Origin of the sequence: Streptomyces sp. NPDC050997 (assembly GCF_040660135.1) — a bacterium.
GTDB lineage: Bacteria > Actinomycetota > Actinomycetes > Streptomycetales > Streptomycetaceae > Streptomyces.
The window spans coordinates 48580-63319 of record NZ_JBFAGK010000020.1; the positions used below are offsets into that span (position 1 = coordinate 48580).

Here is a 14740-nt window from a genome sequence, read left to right on the forward strand (position 1 = left end):
TTCCGGTCGCAGCGGGCGCCACGGTTTTTGTAACGCGCCGCGGTGTCCGGAGCGTCATGTCGGCATGAACCTACGAAGGGAACTTCATGCGCATCAGAACCCTGGCCACCGCCGGAGCGGTCGCTCTGGCCGGCTTCGGTGTCTCCCTCGGCACGGCCGGCTCCGCCAGTGCCGCCGAGTACTGCACGACGGGCTACGCCTGCCTGTACTACAACAGCGACTTCAAGGGGGCCTTCTACCGCCAGTACTTCGACATCCCCAACTACGCCGGTTACTACTTCAGCGCCAGTGCGGCCGGCAGTGCCGGCGCCGGCGTGGCGGTGAAGAACAACACCGCCTCGGTGGACAACTGGGACTTCGACTGGGGCATCCGCCAGTACTTCAACAGCAACTACGGCGGCGCCTCCCAGGCGATCCCGGCCGGCGGGGCGGCGAACCTGAACGCCACGCTCAAGAACGACAACGCGTCCGGCAAGTTCTACAACTAGTCCGCCGCACGACACGGGCCCAGGCCCGGGTCACCGCGACAGGCAAGGGGTGCGCTGCCCAATGCAGCTGGGCAGCGCACCCCCGCGCCCGGATTCTAGTGCCCGCCACGGAAGTGGACGGCGGCCCCCGTCACCAGCACCGGAACAGCCAACCAAGGATGAGCATCACGATGCGTACCCGTCGCTTCACCGCCCCGCTGACCGTTCTGTGCGCCGCCGTGGCGCTGTCCGGGATCGCGGGCTGCGGTTCCTCCGACTCCGGATCCGGGGACGAGGACAAGCCGGGCTCGGGCGCAGGCGCGGGCGCACCCGACGTCTCCTCGATCCCGAAGCTGGTCTCGGTGACGGACAAGTCCCTCCCGATCGAGGCGTACCTGCTCAGCCCCGAGGAGGGGAAGCAGATCCTGCAGGCCGAACTCGCCCTCAGGCAACGGTGCATGTCCAGGTTCGGCATCGCCTACCAGGTCCCCGAGCAGACGGCCGGCTTCGAACCGAAGAGCCTCACCCAGCTTCGCTACGGCCCCACGGACGCCGACGACGTGGCCGGCCACGGGTACAAGCCGCCCGGCTCGGAGAAGGCGGTGGGCAAGCCGAAGCCGCAGGAGCTGGCCCCGGCAGCCGCGATGGTGCTCAACGGCACCAACGACCCGGACGTGAAGCCGGGTTCGGCCGCGGCCAAGGGCGGTCAGGACTACAACGGCCAGAAGGTTCCGGCGGGCGGCTGTATCGGCGAGGCGAAGGCCAAGCTGGGCTACTCGACCGCCCAGGAGCCGTCCAAGGACGGCGCCCCGCCGGTCGCCGACAAGGTCAACACCGACAGCTGGGCCAAGTCGTACGAGGACGCGCGGGTGAAGGCCGTCTTCGGGAAGTGGTCGGCCTGCATGAAGGAGAAGGGCTACACCTACGCCGACCCGATGAAGGCCAACGACGACACGCAGTGGCAGCAGGCCGCCCTCGCCACCGCCAAGGAGAAGCAGGTCGCCTCGGCCGACGTCGCCTGCAAGGCCAAGTACAACGTCATCGGCACCTGGTACGCCGTGGACGCCGCTTACCAGGAACAGATGATCGAGCAGAACGCGCAAGCGCTGGCCGAGGTGAAGAAGACGAAGGAGAAGCAGCTGAAGTTGATGGCCGAGGTTCTGTAACGCCCGGTGCCCCGCAACGCGTCCACAGAGAAAACCAGTCGGCCCCGGAGAGTCGCAGTGTCCGAAGCAGAGCAGTCCGTCCCGACGCCGGGGTCCGAGACGTCCGGCGGAGTCGAACCATCCTCTACGTCCCGCCGAGCCGAACCATCCTCTACGTCCCGCCGGGCCGCGGACTCCGGGCTGTCGCAGAAGCGCAAGTGGGTGGCCGCGGTGGCGGTGGCCGCGGTCCTGCTGACCGGCGCCGGGATCGCCGCCTCGTTCGTGGTGAAGTCGCCCGCGCAGGCGGCGGCCGAGGCCGAGCCGCCGCCGCAGGACGTTCTGACGGCCCCGGTGGAGAACCGCGTGCTCAAGGACTCCGTCATCATCCGCGGCACCGTGGTCGCGGGGCAGTCGGTGGATGTCGCCCCGTCCGGCGCGAGCGGCGAGGGGACGACCGGCGCGGTCGTCACCAAGGCGCCCAAGGCGGTGGGCACTGAGGTCAAGGCCGGGCAGGTCCTGGCGGAGATCTCCGGCCGCCCGGTGTTCGCGCTGAAGGGCCGCGTGCCCGTCTACCGGGACCTCAAGCCGGGCTCCACCGGCGACGACGTGACCCAACTCCAGTCCGCGCTGGCCGCGTTGGGGCACGGCACCGGCAGCGACGCCCGGGGCACGTTCGGCGCCGGCACCAAGTCCGCGCTCACCGCGTTCTACGCGTCGATCGGCTACAACCCGGTCTCCGCGCAGGCCGAGGGCACCGCCACCGTCCAGGACGCACAGGATGCCGTGACCGCCGCCGAACGCGCCTGGCAGGATGCCGAGGACGCGCGGCAGGACGCCTCCAACGAGGAGACGCAGAAGGCCGTCGACCGTGCCGCGCAGGACCTCGAACGGGCCCGCACCCGGCTCACCGAGGCGCAGGTGGCGGCCGGCCCCATGCTGCCCGCGTCCGAGGTCGTCTACCTCTCCGGCTTCCCGGCCCGGGTGGACAGCGTGAACGCCGTGCTGGGATCCGCGCCCACGGGCAAGGTGATGACAGTCTCCGCCGGCAAACTCGCGGTCGACGGCTACCTCCAGGAATCCCAGAAGGGACTCGTCCGGGTCGGGCAGAAGGTCGAGATCCTGTCCGAGACGACGGGGGTCAAGGTCACCGCCTCGGTCCGTTCGGTGGCGGACACCATGGCCGCCGGGCAGCAGCAGACCACGGCCGATCCGGCCCAGGGCGGCGGGGCCGCCGACAGCGGGAACGCGGGCGCCGAGTCCCAGGGCTACCTCGTGGTCGTCGAACCCGACAAGGCCCTGCCGTCGAACACCGTGGGCCAGGACGTCCGGCTGACCGTCGAGGCCGCGTCGACCAAGGGCAGGGCACTGGTCGTGCCGGTGACCGCGATCACCGCCGGATCCGACGGCAAAACCGTGGTCACCGTCCTGGAGGCCGGTGACCGGCAGCGGCGGGTGGAAGTCACGACCGGCACCACCGGCGACGGCTACGTGGAGGTCAGACCGGCCGCCGGGGCCGAACTGGCCGAGGGCGACAAGGTCGTCACCGGCGTCAACTCCGGTACCGGGGGCGGCAAGTGATGACGAACGGCACGATGCCGGCACCCGGCACGCACCCCCGGCCCCCGGTGATCGAGTTCCGCCGGGTCGGCCTGACCTACCCCGGCCCCCCACCCGTGCCGGCCTTCCGGCCCTGCGACCTGGTCATCGAGCAGGGCGAGTTCGTGACGGTGATCGGCCCCTCCGGCTCGGGGAAGTCGACGTTCCTGAACATCGCGGGCCTGCTGGACGCCCCGACCGAGGGGACGTACCTCCTGGACGGCATCGACACCGGAAAGCTGAAGGACGGGGACCGCACGGCACTGCGCGGACGCCGTATCGGCTTTGTGTTCCAGTCCTTCCATCTGCTGCCGCACCGCAGCGCCCGGGAGAACGTCCAGCTGGCCATGGTCTACAACGGCGCCCCCAGGACGGAACGCCGGCAACGGGCCCAGGACGCCCTGGAGCAGGTCGGCCTCGGACACCGGCTGGACGCCGTGCCCACCCGGCTGTCCGGCGGCGAGCGGCAGCGCGTGGCGATAGCCCGTGCGCTGGTGTCCCGGCCCTCGCTCCTGTTGTGCGACGAGCCGACGGGCAACCTGGACAGCCGCAACGCCGAGTCCGTCCTCGGCCTGCTGGAGCAACTGCACACCCTGGGGATGACCGTCCTCGTCATCACCCACGACCCCGCCGTGGCCGAACGGGGCGTGCGTACGGTCACCATCCGCGACGGCGTACTGCGTGAGCAGGTGACCGTGTGACCCATCGCAAGCCCCGACGGCTCACCTTCCGCACCCGACGTGACCGAGCGACGACCGTCGAACCCTCCGTCTTCGCGCCCCGGGACCTGATCGGCGAGTCCATGGCCGGCATGCTGCAGCGTCCGGCCCGGTCCGCGCTGACCGCCCTCGGCACTGTCCTGGGCGTCGGCACCTTCGTGGCGATCCTCGGTCTGACCGCCACCACGTCGTCCCAGATCGACTCCCGCTTCAACGTACTGACCGCCACCGAGGTCAACGTCGAGGACATCGGCATCGAGCAGAACGAGTTCGTGCCCCTGGCCTTCCCCAAGGACGCCGACGCGCGCGTCCAACGTCTCGGCGGGGTCGAGCACGCCGGGGTCTACTGGACCGTCGACACCCGGGACACCGACGCCACCATCAGGTCCTCGCCGGTCGGCGACGCGTCGATGGGGGAGCGGTCCAACATCGTCGCCGCGTCGCCAGGTGCCGTCGAGGCGGCCGTACCCCATGTGGCACAGGGCAGGATCTACGACGCCTACGCGGAGCGGACCGCTCAGCCCGTGGTCATGATCGGTTCCGGAATGGCCGCCCGGCTGGGCATCACCACCCTGCAGACGCGCCCGGCGCTGTTCATCGGCGAGCAGCCGTTCACCATCGTGGGGATCATCGACGACGTGGAACGCAAGGCCGATCTGCTCCTGTCCGTCGTTGTACCGCGTTCCACGGCGGAGAAGATGTGGGGCGAACCGGCCGCGGGCGGTGCCAAGATGCTGGTCTCCACGAAGATCGGTGCCGCGCGGCAGGTGGCGAGACTGGCGCCCACCGCGCTGCGTCCCGATCACCCCGAGTACTTCAAGGCGGTGCCCCCGCCCGACCCCAAGACCCTGCGCGGGAACGTGACGTCCGACCTCCAGCAGCTCTTCCTGCTGCTGGCGGCGATCTGCCTGGTGATCGGCGCGGTGGGGATCGCCAACACCACCCTGGTCGCCGTGCTGGAGCGCACCGGGGAGATCGGGTTGCGGCGGGCCCTGGGCGCGCGGGGCGGCCACATCACCATCCAGTTCCTCGCCGAGTCCGGTTCGCTGGGGGCGCTCGGCGGGTTGATAGGCACCAGCCTCGGCACCCTGACCGTGGTGGGGGTCGCCATCGCCCGGGACTGGACTCCCGTCGTGCATCCCGCGACGGTCGCGGCGGCTCCGGCCATCGGGCTGGTCACCGGGCTGGTCGCCGGCCTCTATCCGGCCTGGCGGGCGTCACGCATCCAACCGGCCGAGGCGCTCCGCAGGTAGCGCGACCCACCGTCCGCGAGGCAGGCTCCCGGTATCCGGGCGCCTGCCTTTTTTCGGTCCCGGGTGTAACGCGACGGAAGGCCTGGAGCGTCAAGGACATGTGAGCGCGGACGCGTTACCGGGAGGGGAACCCACATGGCCAGGTCGTCACACCGGTCGGAAGAGATCGAGGCCTTCATGCAGGCCGTGAGCCCCCGTCTCTTCCGTGCCGCGCTGCTGGTCTGCGGTGACTGGCATCTTGCGGAGGACCTGGTGCAGACCACCCTGGGCAAGGCGTTCGTCTCCTGGGGGCGGGTCCGCAAGGCCGACAGCCCGCACGCTTATGTGCGCACCATCCTGATGCGCACGTATCTCTCGCATGTCCGGCTGCATCGGACGTACGAGAGACCCGTGGGTGAGCTGCCGGAGCAGCCGGCCACCACCCACGACCCGGCCCTGCGGCTTGCGCTGACGCAGGCGCTGGCGTTGTTGTCGCCGCAGGACCGGGCCGTGGTGGTGCTGCGCTACTGGGAGGACAGAAGCGTCGCGCAGACCGCGGAGGAACTCGGCCTGAGCGCCGGAAACGTGCGCATCCGCAGCATGCGGGCGCTGTCGACGCTTCGTACGTCGCTGGGCGGCGAGCACGACGTACTCGCCGGTCGCTGACCGGCATCACATCATCGCCGCGGCACCACTTCGGTGGGGAAGGGCTGGAATCGCATGGAGAACATGGGGCAGATGGAGCGGGACGAGCGGGAGTTCGGCCCCCGACTGGGGAGCATGCTCGACGCGTACGCCGACGAACTGCCCACTCCGGCAACGGATCTGGTGAGCGGGGGGCTCGCCCGTGGCCGACGGCTGCGGAGGCGTAGGCAGACCCTGTGGGGAGCGGCCGTGTTCACCGTGGCGACAGGGCTCGCGGGCGGCGCCGTCCTGGCCGGGGTGATGCCGGGGGATGCGGGCAGCGGCAAGGACAACCAGGCCGCCGACGCCACCGTGACCATCCCGGACTTCTCACTGGCGGCCGCCCAGACGTCGGCACCGGCGGGCAAGGTCGCGGTCACCGGCGAGGCGGCCGTCGCGACCCTGCGGGACCTGCTGCCCGGCAAGCCCACGACCAGCGGATACCAGTGGTGGAACGGCAAGGAGGGCGCGGACTCGGTCAGCGCCGGGGGGCGCCTGCTCATTCAGGGCCGGGCGGAGACGACGGTCAGTCTCCAGGGTGCCTTCCAGCTCACCGCGTTCGACGCGCTCGACAAGGACGCGGCACGCGAGGCGGCCGGAAAGTCCGGGCAGCGGGAGCAGGACAAGAGCGGGCGGACCGCACCGGACAAGTCCGCGGCCGCGAACGAGGCCGCCGGGTCGGGCAAGAAGCTCCGGCCGGCGACCGAGGCGGAGCTCCAGACGTTCTACTCCTGCGCGGACCGGGCGGAGACCGGCGTCACCCTGGCCTCCTGCCGGGCACGCAACCTCGACGACGGCTCCGTCCTGATCAGCTACGAGGAGAAGTCCGGCACGCTGACCCGCCGTACCGCCGACCTTCTCCGCAAGGACGGCACCAGGATCGTCGTCGTCACGTCCAACAGCACGGACACCAAGCGCGGCCCCGCGGACGTCACCGCACCGCCACTGACCCTGGCCCAGCTCACCGACATCGCGGGCAGCGCCGAATGGCAGGCGTGGGTGGAGCCTTCGGTGAACGACGGGGCGAAGGGCGTTTCCTGACGTCGTCAACGCCGGGCGGTCGGTGCGCACCTTCGGGTGGAACGGGCGACAACGGGCACGTACGACGTTGTGGCGGGACTATGGTTTGGTTATGGCAGAAAACACGACCATCCAGGTGTCCCGGCAGGCCCGCGACCACCTTGCTCAGGTGGCGAAGGAGCGGGGGATGACCCTGGGGCAGCTCGTCGAGCGATTGGCGGCTGAGCAACTGACCGCAGAGCAGATCGCCGAACGTGTCGCCACCACCCGGAAGGTGCTGCGTGAGCGGATGGGCTGCACACTGACCGACGAAGAGTTTGACCAAGGTCCGGACGTTCTGGCGAACGTGTACGCCGTGGCCGCTGAGAAGATGCACACTCTGCGAGGCCGGGCCGCGTGATCATTCTCGACACCAGTGCGGTGGTCGCGCTCGCGCAAGGGCACCGCGCCCTCCATCACCTCGCAGACAACGTCGCCCACACGCCGGGGGACTGGCTGCACATCCCGGCGATGTGCCTGATGTACGCGGAGTCAACGGAGAAGGGGATCGCCAGCGACGTGCTCGCACTTCCGGGCGTCTTGGTCAACCCGCTCGCTCAGGCGGCGGCGGCAACAGTCGGTGCGATGTTCCGGGACGGCTGGGGAGGTTTTGACATCTGTCACGCCCTCTGCATCGCGACACCCCATGTTGAGACCGGCGGTATGTCGATCATCTTGACCGGCCGGGAGGGCGTCTATCCCCCCGGCATCCTGACCGTCGACATCGACTCGCCGGGCATGCTCGGCTTCCACTGAGCCCGGTCACGGCACCTCCGGCGGCGGCGCCGCCGCCCCAGGCAGCCGTACCGTCGCCACCGTGCCGCCGCCCCGCGCGTGGGCCAGGGTCACGGCGCCGCCGACCTGTTGGACCGTGCGGGCGACGATCGACAGGCCGAGGCCCGAGCCCGGTAGCGCGCGGGCGCTCGGGGAACGCCAGAAGCGGTCGAAGACGTGCGGGAGTTCCTCGGCGGGGATGCCGGGGCCGTGGTCGCGTACCGTCAGGACACCCTCGTACAGCTGGACCTCGATCGTGCCGCCCTCGGGGCTGAACTTCACCGCGTTGTCCAGGATGTTGACCACCGCGCGTTCCAGCGCGGCCGGTTCCGCCCGTACGTACCACGGCTCGAGGTCGGCGGTGATGGTCAGCTCGGGCCCCCGCAGCCGTGCGCGGAGCAGGGCCGACTCGACCGTGTCCTCCAGCGCGATCACCTGGACGCGCTCACCCTGCTGCCCCGCTGAGCGGGACAGCTCCTGCAAGTCGCCGATCAGCGAGGCCAGTTCGGTCATCTGCGCCTTCACCGAGGCGAGCAGGGCCTTGCGGTCGGCGGCGGGGATGGGACGGCCGGTCTCCTCGCTGCGGGTGAGGAGTTCGATGTTGGTACGGAGGGAGGTGAGAGGGGTGCGGAGTTCGTGGCCGGCGTCGGCGATGAGCTGTTGCTGGAGTTCGCGGGAACTGGCCAGGGCGGAGGTCATGGAGTTGAAGGAGTGCGAGAGGCGGGCGATCTCATCCTCGCTGTCCTCCTCCACCGGGATGCGGATACTCAGGTCCTCGGTCCGGGCGACGTGCTCGACGGCCTCGGTGAGCTTGTCCACGGGGCGCAGGCCGGCGCGGGCCACGGCGAGGCCGGCGGCTCCGGCTCCGAGAACTCCGACGCCGGAGACGAGGAGGAGGATCAGGGCCAGTTCGTTGAGGGTGGACTGGGTTCCCTTGAGGGGGACGGCGATGACGAGGGCGTAGTCGGCGACCACGCCCCGCACGACGGGCCCGTCCTTGATGACGACCGCGGTGGTCAGCACGCGCACCGCGTTGCCGTCGCTGTCGGTGCCGTTGCGCAGGGTGCCGGAGTCGGGGTCGGGGTTCTTGGCCACCGCTTTGTCCCCGTCGGTGATCTTCACCTGGGCCGTGGAGTCGTTCACGAGGCAGACCTTGCCGTCGGACGTGACGACCTGCGCGTAGCTCTTGAGCCGTCCCATGCCGAGCGTGTCCGACCTCGGTTCCTGGAGGCACGTCTTCGTGAGCTGATCGAACGCATCCGACGGCATGCCGCGCATCGACGACTGCAAGTCGTTGTTCAGCTCCCCGTACAACTTCCCCTGCACGATGAACCAACAGGTGACCGAGACCGCCGCCACCGCGAACGCCACCGCCGCCGCCACCAGCAGCGCCAGTCTGGAACGGATCGGCAAGGACCGGAACCGGCGTACGACCTTCCTCACTCCGCGCCGCCCTGGCGCAACACGTACCCCACACCCCGCACCGTGTGCACGAGCCGCGGCTCGCCGCCCGCCTCCGTCTTGCGGCGCAGGTACATCACGTACACGTCGAGCGAGTTGGACGACGGCTCGAAGTCGAAGCCCCACACCGCCTTCAGGATCTGCTCACGGGTGAGGACCTGGCGCGGGTGCGCCATGAACATCTCCAGGAGCGTGAACTCGGTACGGGTCAGTTCCACCGGCCGCCCGGCCCGCGTGACCTCACGGGTCGCGAGGTCCATGCGCAGGTCCGCGAAGGTGAGGGCGTCGTCCGGCTCCACGCCCGCTCCGGACGCCGCGTACGAGCTGCGCCGCAGCAGCGCGCGGACGCGGGCGAAGAGTTCGTCGAGTTCGAAGGGCTTGACCAGGTAGTCGTCGGCGCCCGCGTCGAGCCCGGTGACTCGGTCGCCGACCGTGTCGCGGGCCGTGAGCATGAGGATCGGCGTGGTGTCGCCGGCTCCGCGGATGCGCCGCGCGGCGGTCAGACCGTCCATGCGCGGCATCTGGATGTCCAGGACCACCAGGTCGGGCCGGTACGCGGTCGCCTTCTCCAGGGCGTCCGCGCCGTCGACGGCGACCTCCGTGTCGTAGCCCTCGAAGGCGAGGCTGCGCTGGAGCGCCTCGCGTACCGCCGGCTCGTCGTCGACGATCAGGATGCGCTGGGTGTCACGGTCGCCTTCGGCGGGGCTCATGGGCGTGGATTCCTCGGGTGCGGTGGAACAAACGGGGCTGACAGGGATGAACGCTTTCAGCCTCGCACGGTTCCCGGCTGGTGCTGAAGGAAGAGTCGGGTGGGATCAGCCGCGTACGGTGCGGCGCCGTCCGCGGGTGGCGGCTTTCGCGCGGCGACCCGTGCCGTGGGCGAGCGCCGGCTGCGCCAACCGCGCCAGCTCCGGAGCCCGCGGCACCGGCTCGTGCAGCTCGTACGCCACCTCAAGGGCCAGGGCGAATGCGGCCGGGTCGGTATCGACCACCGTGTGCGAAACCTGCTTGATCATGACGTACTCCCTAGGGACTCGGTGTGGGGTCAGTTGCTGTCGGAGCCGCCGGCCCGCAGCGTGGCCAGGTCGGCCTTGACGGTGTTGATCGGGATGGCGAAGCCGAGGCCCACACTGCCCGCGGCGGACGAGGACGAGGACGATCCGGAAGCGGCCGAGTACATCGCCGAGTTGATGCCGACGATGTTGCCGTTCATGTCGATCAGCGCGCCGCCGGAGTTGCCGGGGTTGAGCGAGGCGTCCGTCTGGAGCGCCTTGTACGTGGTGGTGGACGAGCCGGTGTCGCCGTTGAACTCCCGGCCGCCGAACTCGAACGGCCACTGGCCGTCGCCGCCGCCCTGCTGCTGTTGCTGCTGGCTCTCGTCCGTGGAGACGGTGACGTCGCGGTCCAGGGCGGAGACGATGCCGCTGGTGACGGTGCCGGTCAGGCCCTCGGGGGAGCCGATCGCCACGACCGTGTCGCCGACCTGGACGCCGCTGGAGTCGCCGAGGGTGGCCGTCTTCAGGCCGGAGACGTTCTCCAGCTTGATCAGGGCCAGGTCCTTCTTGCTGTCGGTGCCGACGACCTTCGCGGTGTAGGTCTTGCCGTCGCTGGTGCTCGCCTTGATCGAGGTGGCGCCCGAGATGACGTGGTTGTTGGTGATGATCTCGCCGTCGCTGGTGATGACCACGCCGGAGCCGGTGGACTCGCCCGCGTTCGAGGTGGCGTTGATCTCGACGATGCTCGGGCTGACCGCCTTGGCCACCCCGGAGACCGTGCCCTTGGCGGAGGACGGCACCACGGTCGTGCTGGTGCTGCTGGAGGTGGCCGTGTCGTTGCCGGTCAACTCCTGGATGCCGTACGCGGTTCCGCCGCCTATCGCCGCGGCGACGATCGCCACGGCGGCCAGCAGGGCGAGCGGACCGCGGGTGCGCTTCTTGTGGGCCGCGGCGGGAGCCGGCCCGGCCGGAACCGCCGTCATCACGGCCGTACCGCCGCCGCCGTCACCACCGTGCCCGCCACCGTGCCCACCGCCGTACGCACCCTCGGTCGCGAACCCGGCCGGCGCGGGCGCCTGGGCCGGCGGGGGCGGCGGCCACTCGGGGTTCACCGGGTTCACGGGAGAGGGGGAGTACTGCTGCTGGGGGTACGCGGCCTGCTCGCCGTGACCCTGGGGGTGCTCGGGGTTCTCGTACTCGCCGCTGCGGCGGAAGCTCTCGGTCATGACACTCAGCTTGTCCGCCGACCATGAGAGCCCGCTGAGTGCTCCCTGAGAAGCACGCCAGAACCTCGTTCGTCCGATATAAAGACGCGTCTGGCAGCTTGCGGGGCTCTCTCAGAGAGCCCTCAGAAAGCCCTCACACGCAGCCGCAGGACCTGCGCAGCACCAGCCGCGACGGGAACTGCTTCAGCCGCTCGTGCCGGGAGCCGGCCACCCGCAGCCCGTCGTCGAGGACGAGGTCCACCGCGGCCCGGGCCATGGCGGAGCGGTCCGACGCGATCGTCGTCAGGGGCGGGTCGGCCAGCGCCGCCTCCTTGATGTCGTCGAAGCCGGCCACCGCCAGCTGGCCGGGCACGTCGAGCCGCAGCTCACGCGCCGCGCGCAGCACGCCGATGGCCTGGTCGTCGGTGGAGCAGAAGATCGCGGGCGGCCGCTGGGGCCCGGAGAGGACGTCGAGCGCTACGCGGTAGGCGTCGTAGCGGTTGTACGGCGCCTCGAAGACCCGGCCCTCGGTGGGGAGCCCGGCTTCCTGCATCGCGCGCCGCCAGCCCTCGACATGGTCGGAGACCGGGTCGCCGACCGCGGGGGTCTCGGCGGTGCCGCCCATACAGGCGACGTACTCGTAGCCGTGCTCCAGCAGGTGGCGGACGGCGAGCTGGGCGCCACCGAGGTCGTCCGTGACGACGGCGACGTCGTCGATGGCCTCCGGCCGCTCGTGCAGCAGCACCACGCGGGCGTCCCAGGCGTCGATCTCGGCGGCGGCGTTGTCGTTCAGGGCGTGGCTGACGAGGATGAGCCCGGAGACCCGCATGCCCAGGAAGGCACGCAGGTAGTGGACCTCGCGCTCGCCCACGTAGTCGGAGTTGCCGACCAGCACCATCTTTCCGCGCTCGGACGCGGCCTGTTCGACCGCGTGCGCCATCTCTCCGAAGAAGGGCTGGCGGGCGTCCGGCACGATCAGGCCTATGAGATCCGTGCGCCGCGACGCCATCGCCTGGGCGACCCGGTCGGGCCGGTAGCTCAGTTCCTTGATCGCGGCGAGGACACGCTCGCGCGTGGCCGGGGCAACCGGCCGGGGTCCGTTGTTGATGACATAGCTGACGACGGCAGTGGACGTCCCTGCCAGCCGCGCCACATCATCCCTGGTTACCTTGGCCACGCGCGGAGTCTACGCGGATGGACCCGCTCTGGGCAGGGCGTGCGGAGGCCTGCCCGAGCGGGAGTGCGCGCGAGTGATGCCCTGGCCACGGGCCCGCTACGCCTCCGCCGCGATATCGGCGCCGTCCAGAGCGCCCTTCTCGTCCGCATCCTCCGGATTTGCCGCGGTCGGCTTGGCCTTGGCCTCGTCCGTGGCGCGCTCGCCCTTCTCCGGAGTAACGAATCGATAACCGACGTTCCGGACGGTCCCGATCAGCGACTCGTGCTCGGGTCCGAGCTTGGCGCGCAGCCGTCGTACGTGGACGTCGACGGTCCGGGTGCCGCCGAAGTAGTCGTAGCCCCAGACCTCCTGGAGGAGCTGTGCGCGTGTGAAGACGCGGCCCGGGTGCTGGGCGAGGTACTTCAGGAGCTCGAACTCCTTGAAGGTGAGGTCGAGGACCCGGCCCTTGAGCTTGGCGGAGTAGGTCGCCTCGTCGACGGAGAGGTCGCCGTTGCGGATCTCCATGGGGGAGTCGTCGTTGACGATCTGCTGGCGGCCCATGGCGAGACGCAGACGGGCCTCGACCTCCGCCGGACCGGCGGTGTCGAGCAGTACGTCGTCGATGCCCCAGTCGGCGGTGACGGCCGCGAGGCCGCCCTCGGTCACGACGAGGATGAGTGGACAGCCGGGCCCGGTGGAGCGCAGCAGCTGGCACAGGCTGCGGACCTGTGGCAGGTCACGGCGCCCGTCGATCAGGATGACGTCGGCGCCCGGGGTGTCGACGAGAGCGGGGCCCTCCGCGGGGGCCACGCGCACGTTGTGCAGCAGCAAACCGAGAGCGGGGAGCACCTCCGTCGACGGCTGGAGGGCATTGGTCAGGAGCAGCAGAGAACTCATATGTCTGGTTCCTCCTCGGTCCCTGCGAGGACGTGTGCGGTGCGGCACTGCGCTGCGATCCCGGCGGCCCCGTACACCTGCGGTTTCCCGCTTCGTATACAACGCTTCCGAAAGCACAAAAGGACCCGGGGGCTACGCTGCCCGAGTCCTCTGCCCAGCAGAATAGCCCACATGAGTACCGGTCCGGCAGGTCATGTGGCGCGATCCACCGATCGACCGCACTCCGAGACGGGCAGACGTACCCCTTTGCGGGTGTTTCTGCACACCGCCGACGGGGTGACGATCGATTCCGTATACAACCCGGGGGACGTCGTATACGACGCCTCGGCGTCACCTTCCGGTGGCCCGGTGTTCGTGATCGCGCACGGTTTCACCGGCGACGTGGACCGCCCGCACGTCCGGCGGGTGGCCACGGCGTTCGCGCGCCACGGCGCCGTCGTCACGTTCTCCTTCCGGGGGCATGGCGCCTCCGGCGGGCACTCCACGGTCGGCGACCGGGAGGTGCTGGACCTCGCCGCCGCGGTCGAGTGGGCCCGTTCGCTCGGGCACCCGCGTGTGATCACCGTCGGTTTCTCCATGGGCGGCTCGGTGGCCCTGCGGCACGCCGCGCTGTACGGCCCGAATCCCCCGAAAGAGGAGCCGGTGCACGAGGGGCACGCGCAAGCGGCGACGGACGTGGTGGTCTCGGTGAGCGCCCCGGCCCGCTGGTACTACCGGGGCACGGCTCCCATGCGCCGACTGCACTGGCTGGTGAGCCGCCCCGAGGGCCGCCTGGTGGGCCGCTACGGATTCCGTACGCGCATCCACCACCGTGAGTGGGACCCGGTGCCGCTGTCGCCCGTGGAGGCGGTCCCGAGGATCGCGCCGACGCCGCTCCTGATCGTGCACGGCGAACAGGACGGCTACTTCCCTCTCGACCACCCCCGCATGCTGGCCGGCGCCGCCGGCGACCACGGCGAACTCTGGCTGGAGCCCGGCATGGGCCACGCCGAACACGCGGCCACGGACGAGCTGCTGGCCCGCATCGGGGACTGGGCTGTCGGTCGGGCGGGCTAGCCTGACCGTGTACACCGCCGATTGATTGAGGAACCGGGATGGCAAAGGTCACGGTGCGCTACTGGGCCGCCGCGAAGGCCGCGGCAGGGATCGCCGAGGAGCCGTTCGACGCGGACACCCTCGCCGAGACGCTCGACGCGGTGCGCGGGCGACACCCCGGCGAACTCGCGCGTGTCCTGCGGCGATGCTCGTTCCTCATCGACGGTGACCCCGTGGGCACCCGCGGACATGAGACGGTACGGCTGGCCGACGGCGGCACGGTCGAGGTGCTCCCGCCGTTCGCAGGAGGGTGAC

17 protein-coding genes are annotated in these 14740 nt (G+C 70.5%); 11 read left to right on the forward strand and 6 right to left on the reverse strand.

Annotation, left to right across the window (positions count from 1 at the left end; all coding sequences use genetic code 11):
• Positions 1-86 precede the first annotated feature (86 nt).
• From AB0H86_RS34000 to AB0H86_RS34040, 9 genes are all read left to right on the forward strand, one after another.
• Positions 87-488, forward strand: coding sequence for a hypothetical protein (locus AB0H86_RS34000; protein ID WP_362447754.1), 402 nt, complete (start codon positions 87-89; stop codon positions 486-488).
• A gap of 158 nt (positions 489-646) precedes the next feature.
• Positions 647-1633, forward strand: a complete 987-nt coding sequence (locus AB0H86_RS34005; RefSeq protein WP_362447757.1) for a hypothetical protein — start codon at positions 647-649, stop codon at positions 1631-1633.
• Between the two features lie 201 nt (positions 1634-1834).
• Complete coding sequence (locus AB0H86_RS34010) at positions 1835-3190, forward strand: peptidoglycan-binding protein (protein WP_362447760.1); 1356 nt, start codon at positions 1835-1837, stop codon at positions 3188-3190.
• On the forward strand, positions 3190-3909 hold the full coding sequence (locus AB0H86_RS34015; protein ID WP_362447762.1) for an ABC transporter ATP-binding protein: 720 nt from the start codon (positions 3190-3192) through the stop codon (positions 3907-3909). The genes AB0H86_RS34010 and AB0H86_RS34015 overlap by 1 nt, the downstream gene beginning before the upstream one ends.
• An 86-nt stretch (positions 3910-3995) precedes the next feature.
• Positions 3996-5180 carry an ABC transporter permease gene (locus tag AB0H86_RS34020; protein ID WP_362448150.1) on the forward strand — a complete coding sequence of 395 codons (1185 nt, stop codon included), beginning with the start codon at positions 3996-3998 and terminating at the stop codon, positions 5178-5180.
• A 135-nt stretch (positions 5181-5315) separates the two neighbouring features.
• Entirely contained in the window at positions 5316-5825 is a 510-nt protein-coding gene (locus AB0H86_RS34025) for a SigE family RNA polymerase sigma factor (RefSeq protein WP_362447765.1), read from the forward strand.
• 54 nt (positions 5826-5879) lie between these two features.
• Positions 5880-6884 (forward strand): hypothetical protein, encoded by a 1005-nt coding sequence (locus AB0H86_RS34030; RefSeq protein WP_362447768.1) that lies wholly within the window; start codon positions 5880-5882, stop codon positions 6882-6884.
• A gap of 91 nt (positions 6885-6975) precedes the next feature.
• Positions 6976-7263, forward strand: coding sequence for a hypothetical protein (locus tag AB0H86_RS34035; RefSeq protein ID WP_362447771.1), 288 nt, complete (start codon positions 6976-6978; stop codon positions 7261-7263).
• Positions 7260-7658 carry a hypothetical protein gene (locus tag AB0H86_RS34040; protein WP_362447774.1) on the forward strand — a complete coding sequence of 133 codons (399 nt, stop codon included), beginning with the start codon at positions 7260-7262 and terminating at the stop codon, positions 7656-7658. The genes AB0H86_RS34035 and AB0H86_RS34040 overlap by 4 nt, the downstream gene beginning before the upstream one ends.
• A gap of 6 nt (positions 7659-7664) precedes the next feature.
• On the opposite strand, the gene AB0H86_RS34045 is transcribed toward AB0H86_RS34040, so the two are convergent.
• From AB0H86_RS34045 to AB0H86_RS34070, 6 genes are all read right to left on the reverse strand, one after another.
• Positions 7665-9119, reverse strand: a complete 1455-nt coding sequence (locus tag AB0H86_RS34045; protein ID WP_362447777.1) for a HAMP domain-containing sensor histidine kinase — start codon at positions 9117-9119, stop codon at positions 7665-7667.
• Entirely contained in the window at positions 9116-9847 is a 732-nt protein-coding gene (locus AB0H86_RS34050) for a response regulator transcription factor (RefSeq protein ID WP_362447780.1), read from the reverse strand. The genes AB0H86_RS34045 and AB0H86_RS34050 overlap by 4 nt, the downstream gene beginning before the upstream one ends.
• 105 nt (positions 9848-9952) lie before the next feature.
• The gene (locus AB0H86_RS34055; protein ID WP_362447783.1) at positions 9953-10153 is read right to left on the reverse strand and encodes a hypothetical protein; all 201 of its coding nucleotides are present in this window, start codon (positions 10151-10153) and stop codon (positions 9953-9955) included.
• 29 nt (positions 10154-10182) lie between these two features.
• Positions 10183-11358, reverse strand: coding sequence for a trypsin-like peptidase domain-containing protein (locus AB0H86_RS34060; RefSeq protein ID WP_362447785.1), 1176 nt, complete (start codon positions 11356-11358; stop codon positions 10183-10185).
• Between the two features lie 133 nt (positions 11359-11491).
• Positions 11492-12514 (reverse strand): LacI family DNA-binding transcriptional regulator, encoded by a 1023-nt coding sequence (locus tag AB0H86_RS34065; protein ID WP_362447788.1) that lies wholly within the window; start codon positions 12512-12514, stop codon positions 11492-11494.
• Between the two features lie 96 nt (positions 12515-12610).
• Complete coding sequence (locus AB0H86_RS34070) at positions 12611-13390, reverse strand: response regulator transcription factor (protein ID WP_362447791.1); 780 nt, start codon at positions 13388-13390, stop codon at positions 12611-12613.
• Between the two features lie 171 nt (positions 13391-13561).
• On the opposite strand from AB0H86_RS34070, the gene AB0H86_RS34075 reads away from it, so the two are divergent.
• Both AB0H86_RS34075 and AB0H86_RS34080 read left to right on the forward strand, forming a co-directional pair.
• The gene (locus AB0H86_RS34075) at positions 13562-14446 is read left to right on the forward strand and encodes an alpha/beta fold hydrolase (RefSeq protein WP_362447794.1); all 885 of its coding nucleotides are present in this window, start codon (positions 13562-13564) and stop codon (positions 14444-14446) included.
• 38 nt (positions 14447-14484) lie between these two features.
• The gene (locus AB0H86_RS34080) at positions 14485-14739 is read left to right on the forward strand and encodes a MoaD/ThiS family protein (RefSeq protein WP_362447797.1); all 255 of its coding nucleotides are present in this window, start codon (positions 14485-14487) and stop codon (positions 14737-14739) included.
• The last annotated feature ends 1 nt before the right edge of the window (position 14740 follow it).

What these genes read in the sequence shown, in the direction of transcription:
- AB0H86_RS34000 (WP_362447754.1), top strand. Translation starts at nt 87, where the DNA reads ATGCGCATCAGAACCCTGGCCACCGCCGGAGCGGTCGCTCTGGCCGGC.
- AB0H86_RS34005 (WP_362447757.1), top strand. Translation starts at nt 647, where the DNA reads ATGAGCATCACGATGCGTACCCGTCGCTTCACCGCCCCGCTGACCGTT.
- AB0H86_RS34015 (WP_362447762.1), top strand. Translation starts at nt 3,190, where the DNA reads ATGACGAACGGCACGATGCCGGCACCCGGCACGCACCCCCGGCCCCCG.
- AB0H86_RS34025 (WP_362447765.1), top strand. Translation starts at nt 5,316, where the DNA reads ATGGCCAGGTCGTCACACCGGTCGGAAGAGATCGAGGCCTTCATGCAG.
- AB0H86_RS34030 (WP_362447768.1), top strand. Translation starts at nt 5,880, where the DNA reads ATGGAGAACATGGGGCAGATGGAGCGGGACGAGCGGGAGTTCGGCCCC.
- AB0H86_RS34035 (WP_362447771.1), top strand. Translation starts at nt 6,976, where the DNA reads ATGGCAGAAAACACGACCATCCAGGTGTCCCGGCAGGCCCGCGACCAC.
- AB0H86_RS34050 (WP_362447780.1), bottom strand. Translation starts at nt 9,847, where the DNA reads ATGAGCCCCGCCGAAGGCGACCGTGACACCCAGCGCATCCTGATCGTC.
- AB0H86_RS34055 (WP_362447783.1), bottom strand. Translation starts at nt 10,153, where the DNA reads ATGATCAAGCAGGTTTCGCACACGGTGGTCGATACCGACCCGGCCGCA.
- AB0H86_RS34060 (WP_362447785.1), bottom strand. Translation starts at nt 11,358, where the DNA reads ATGACCGAGAGCTTCCGCCGCAGCGGCGAGTACGAGAACCCCGAGCAC.
- AB0H86_RS34070 (WP_362447791.1), bottom strand. Translation starts at nt 13,390, where the DNA reads ATGAGTTCTCTGCTGCTCCTGACCAATGCCCTCCAGCCGTCGACGGAG.
- AB0H86_RS34075 (WP_362447794.1), top strand. Translation starts at nt 13,562, where the DNA reads ATGAGTACCGGTCCGGCAGGTCATGTGGCGCGATCCACCGATCGACCG.
- AB0H86_RS34080 (WP_362447797.1), top strand. Translation starts at nt 14,485, where the DNA reads ATGGCAAAGGTCACGGTGCGCTACTGGGCCGCCGCGAAGGCCGCGGCA.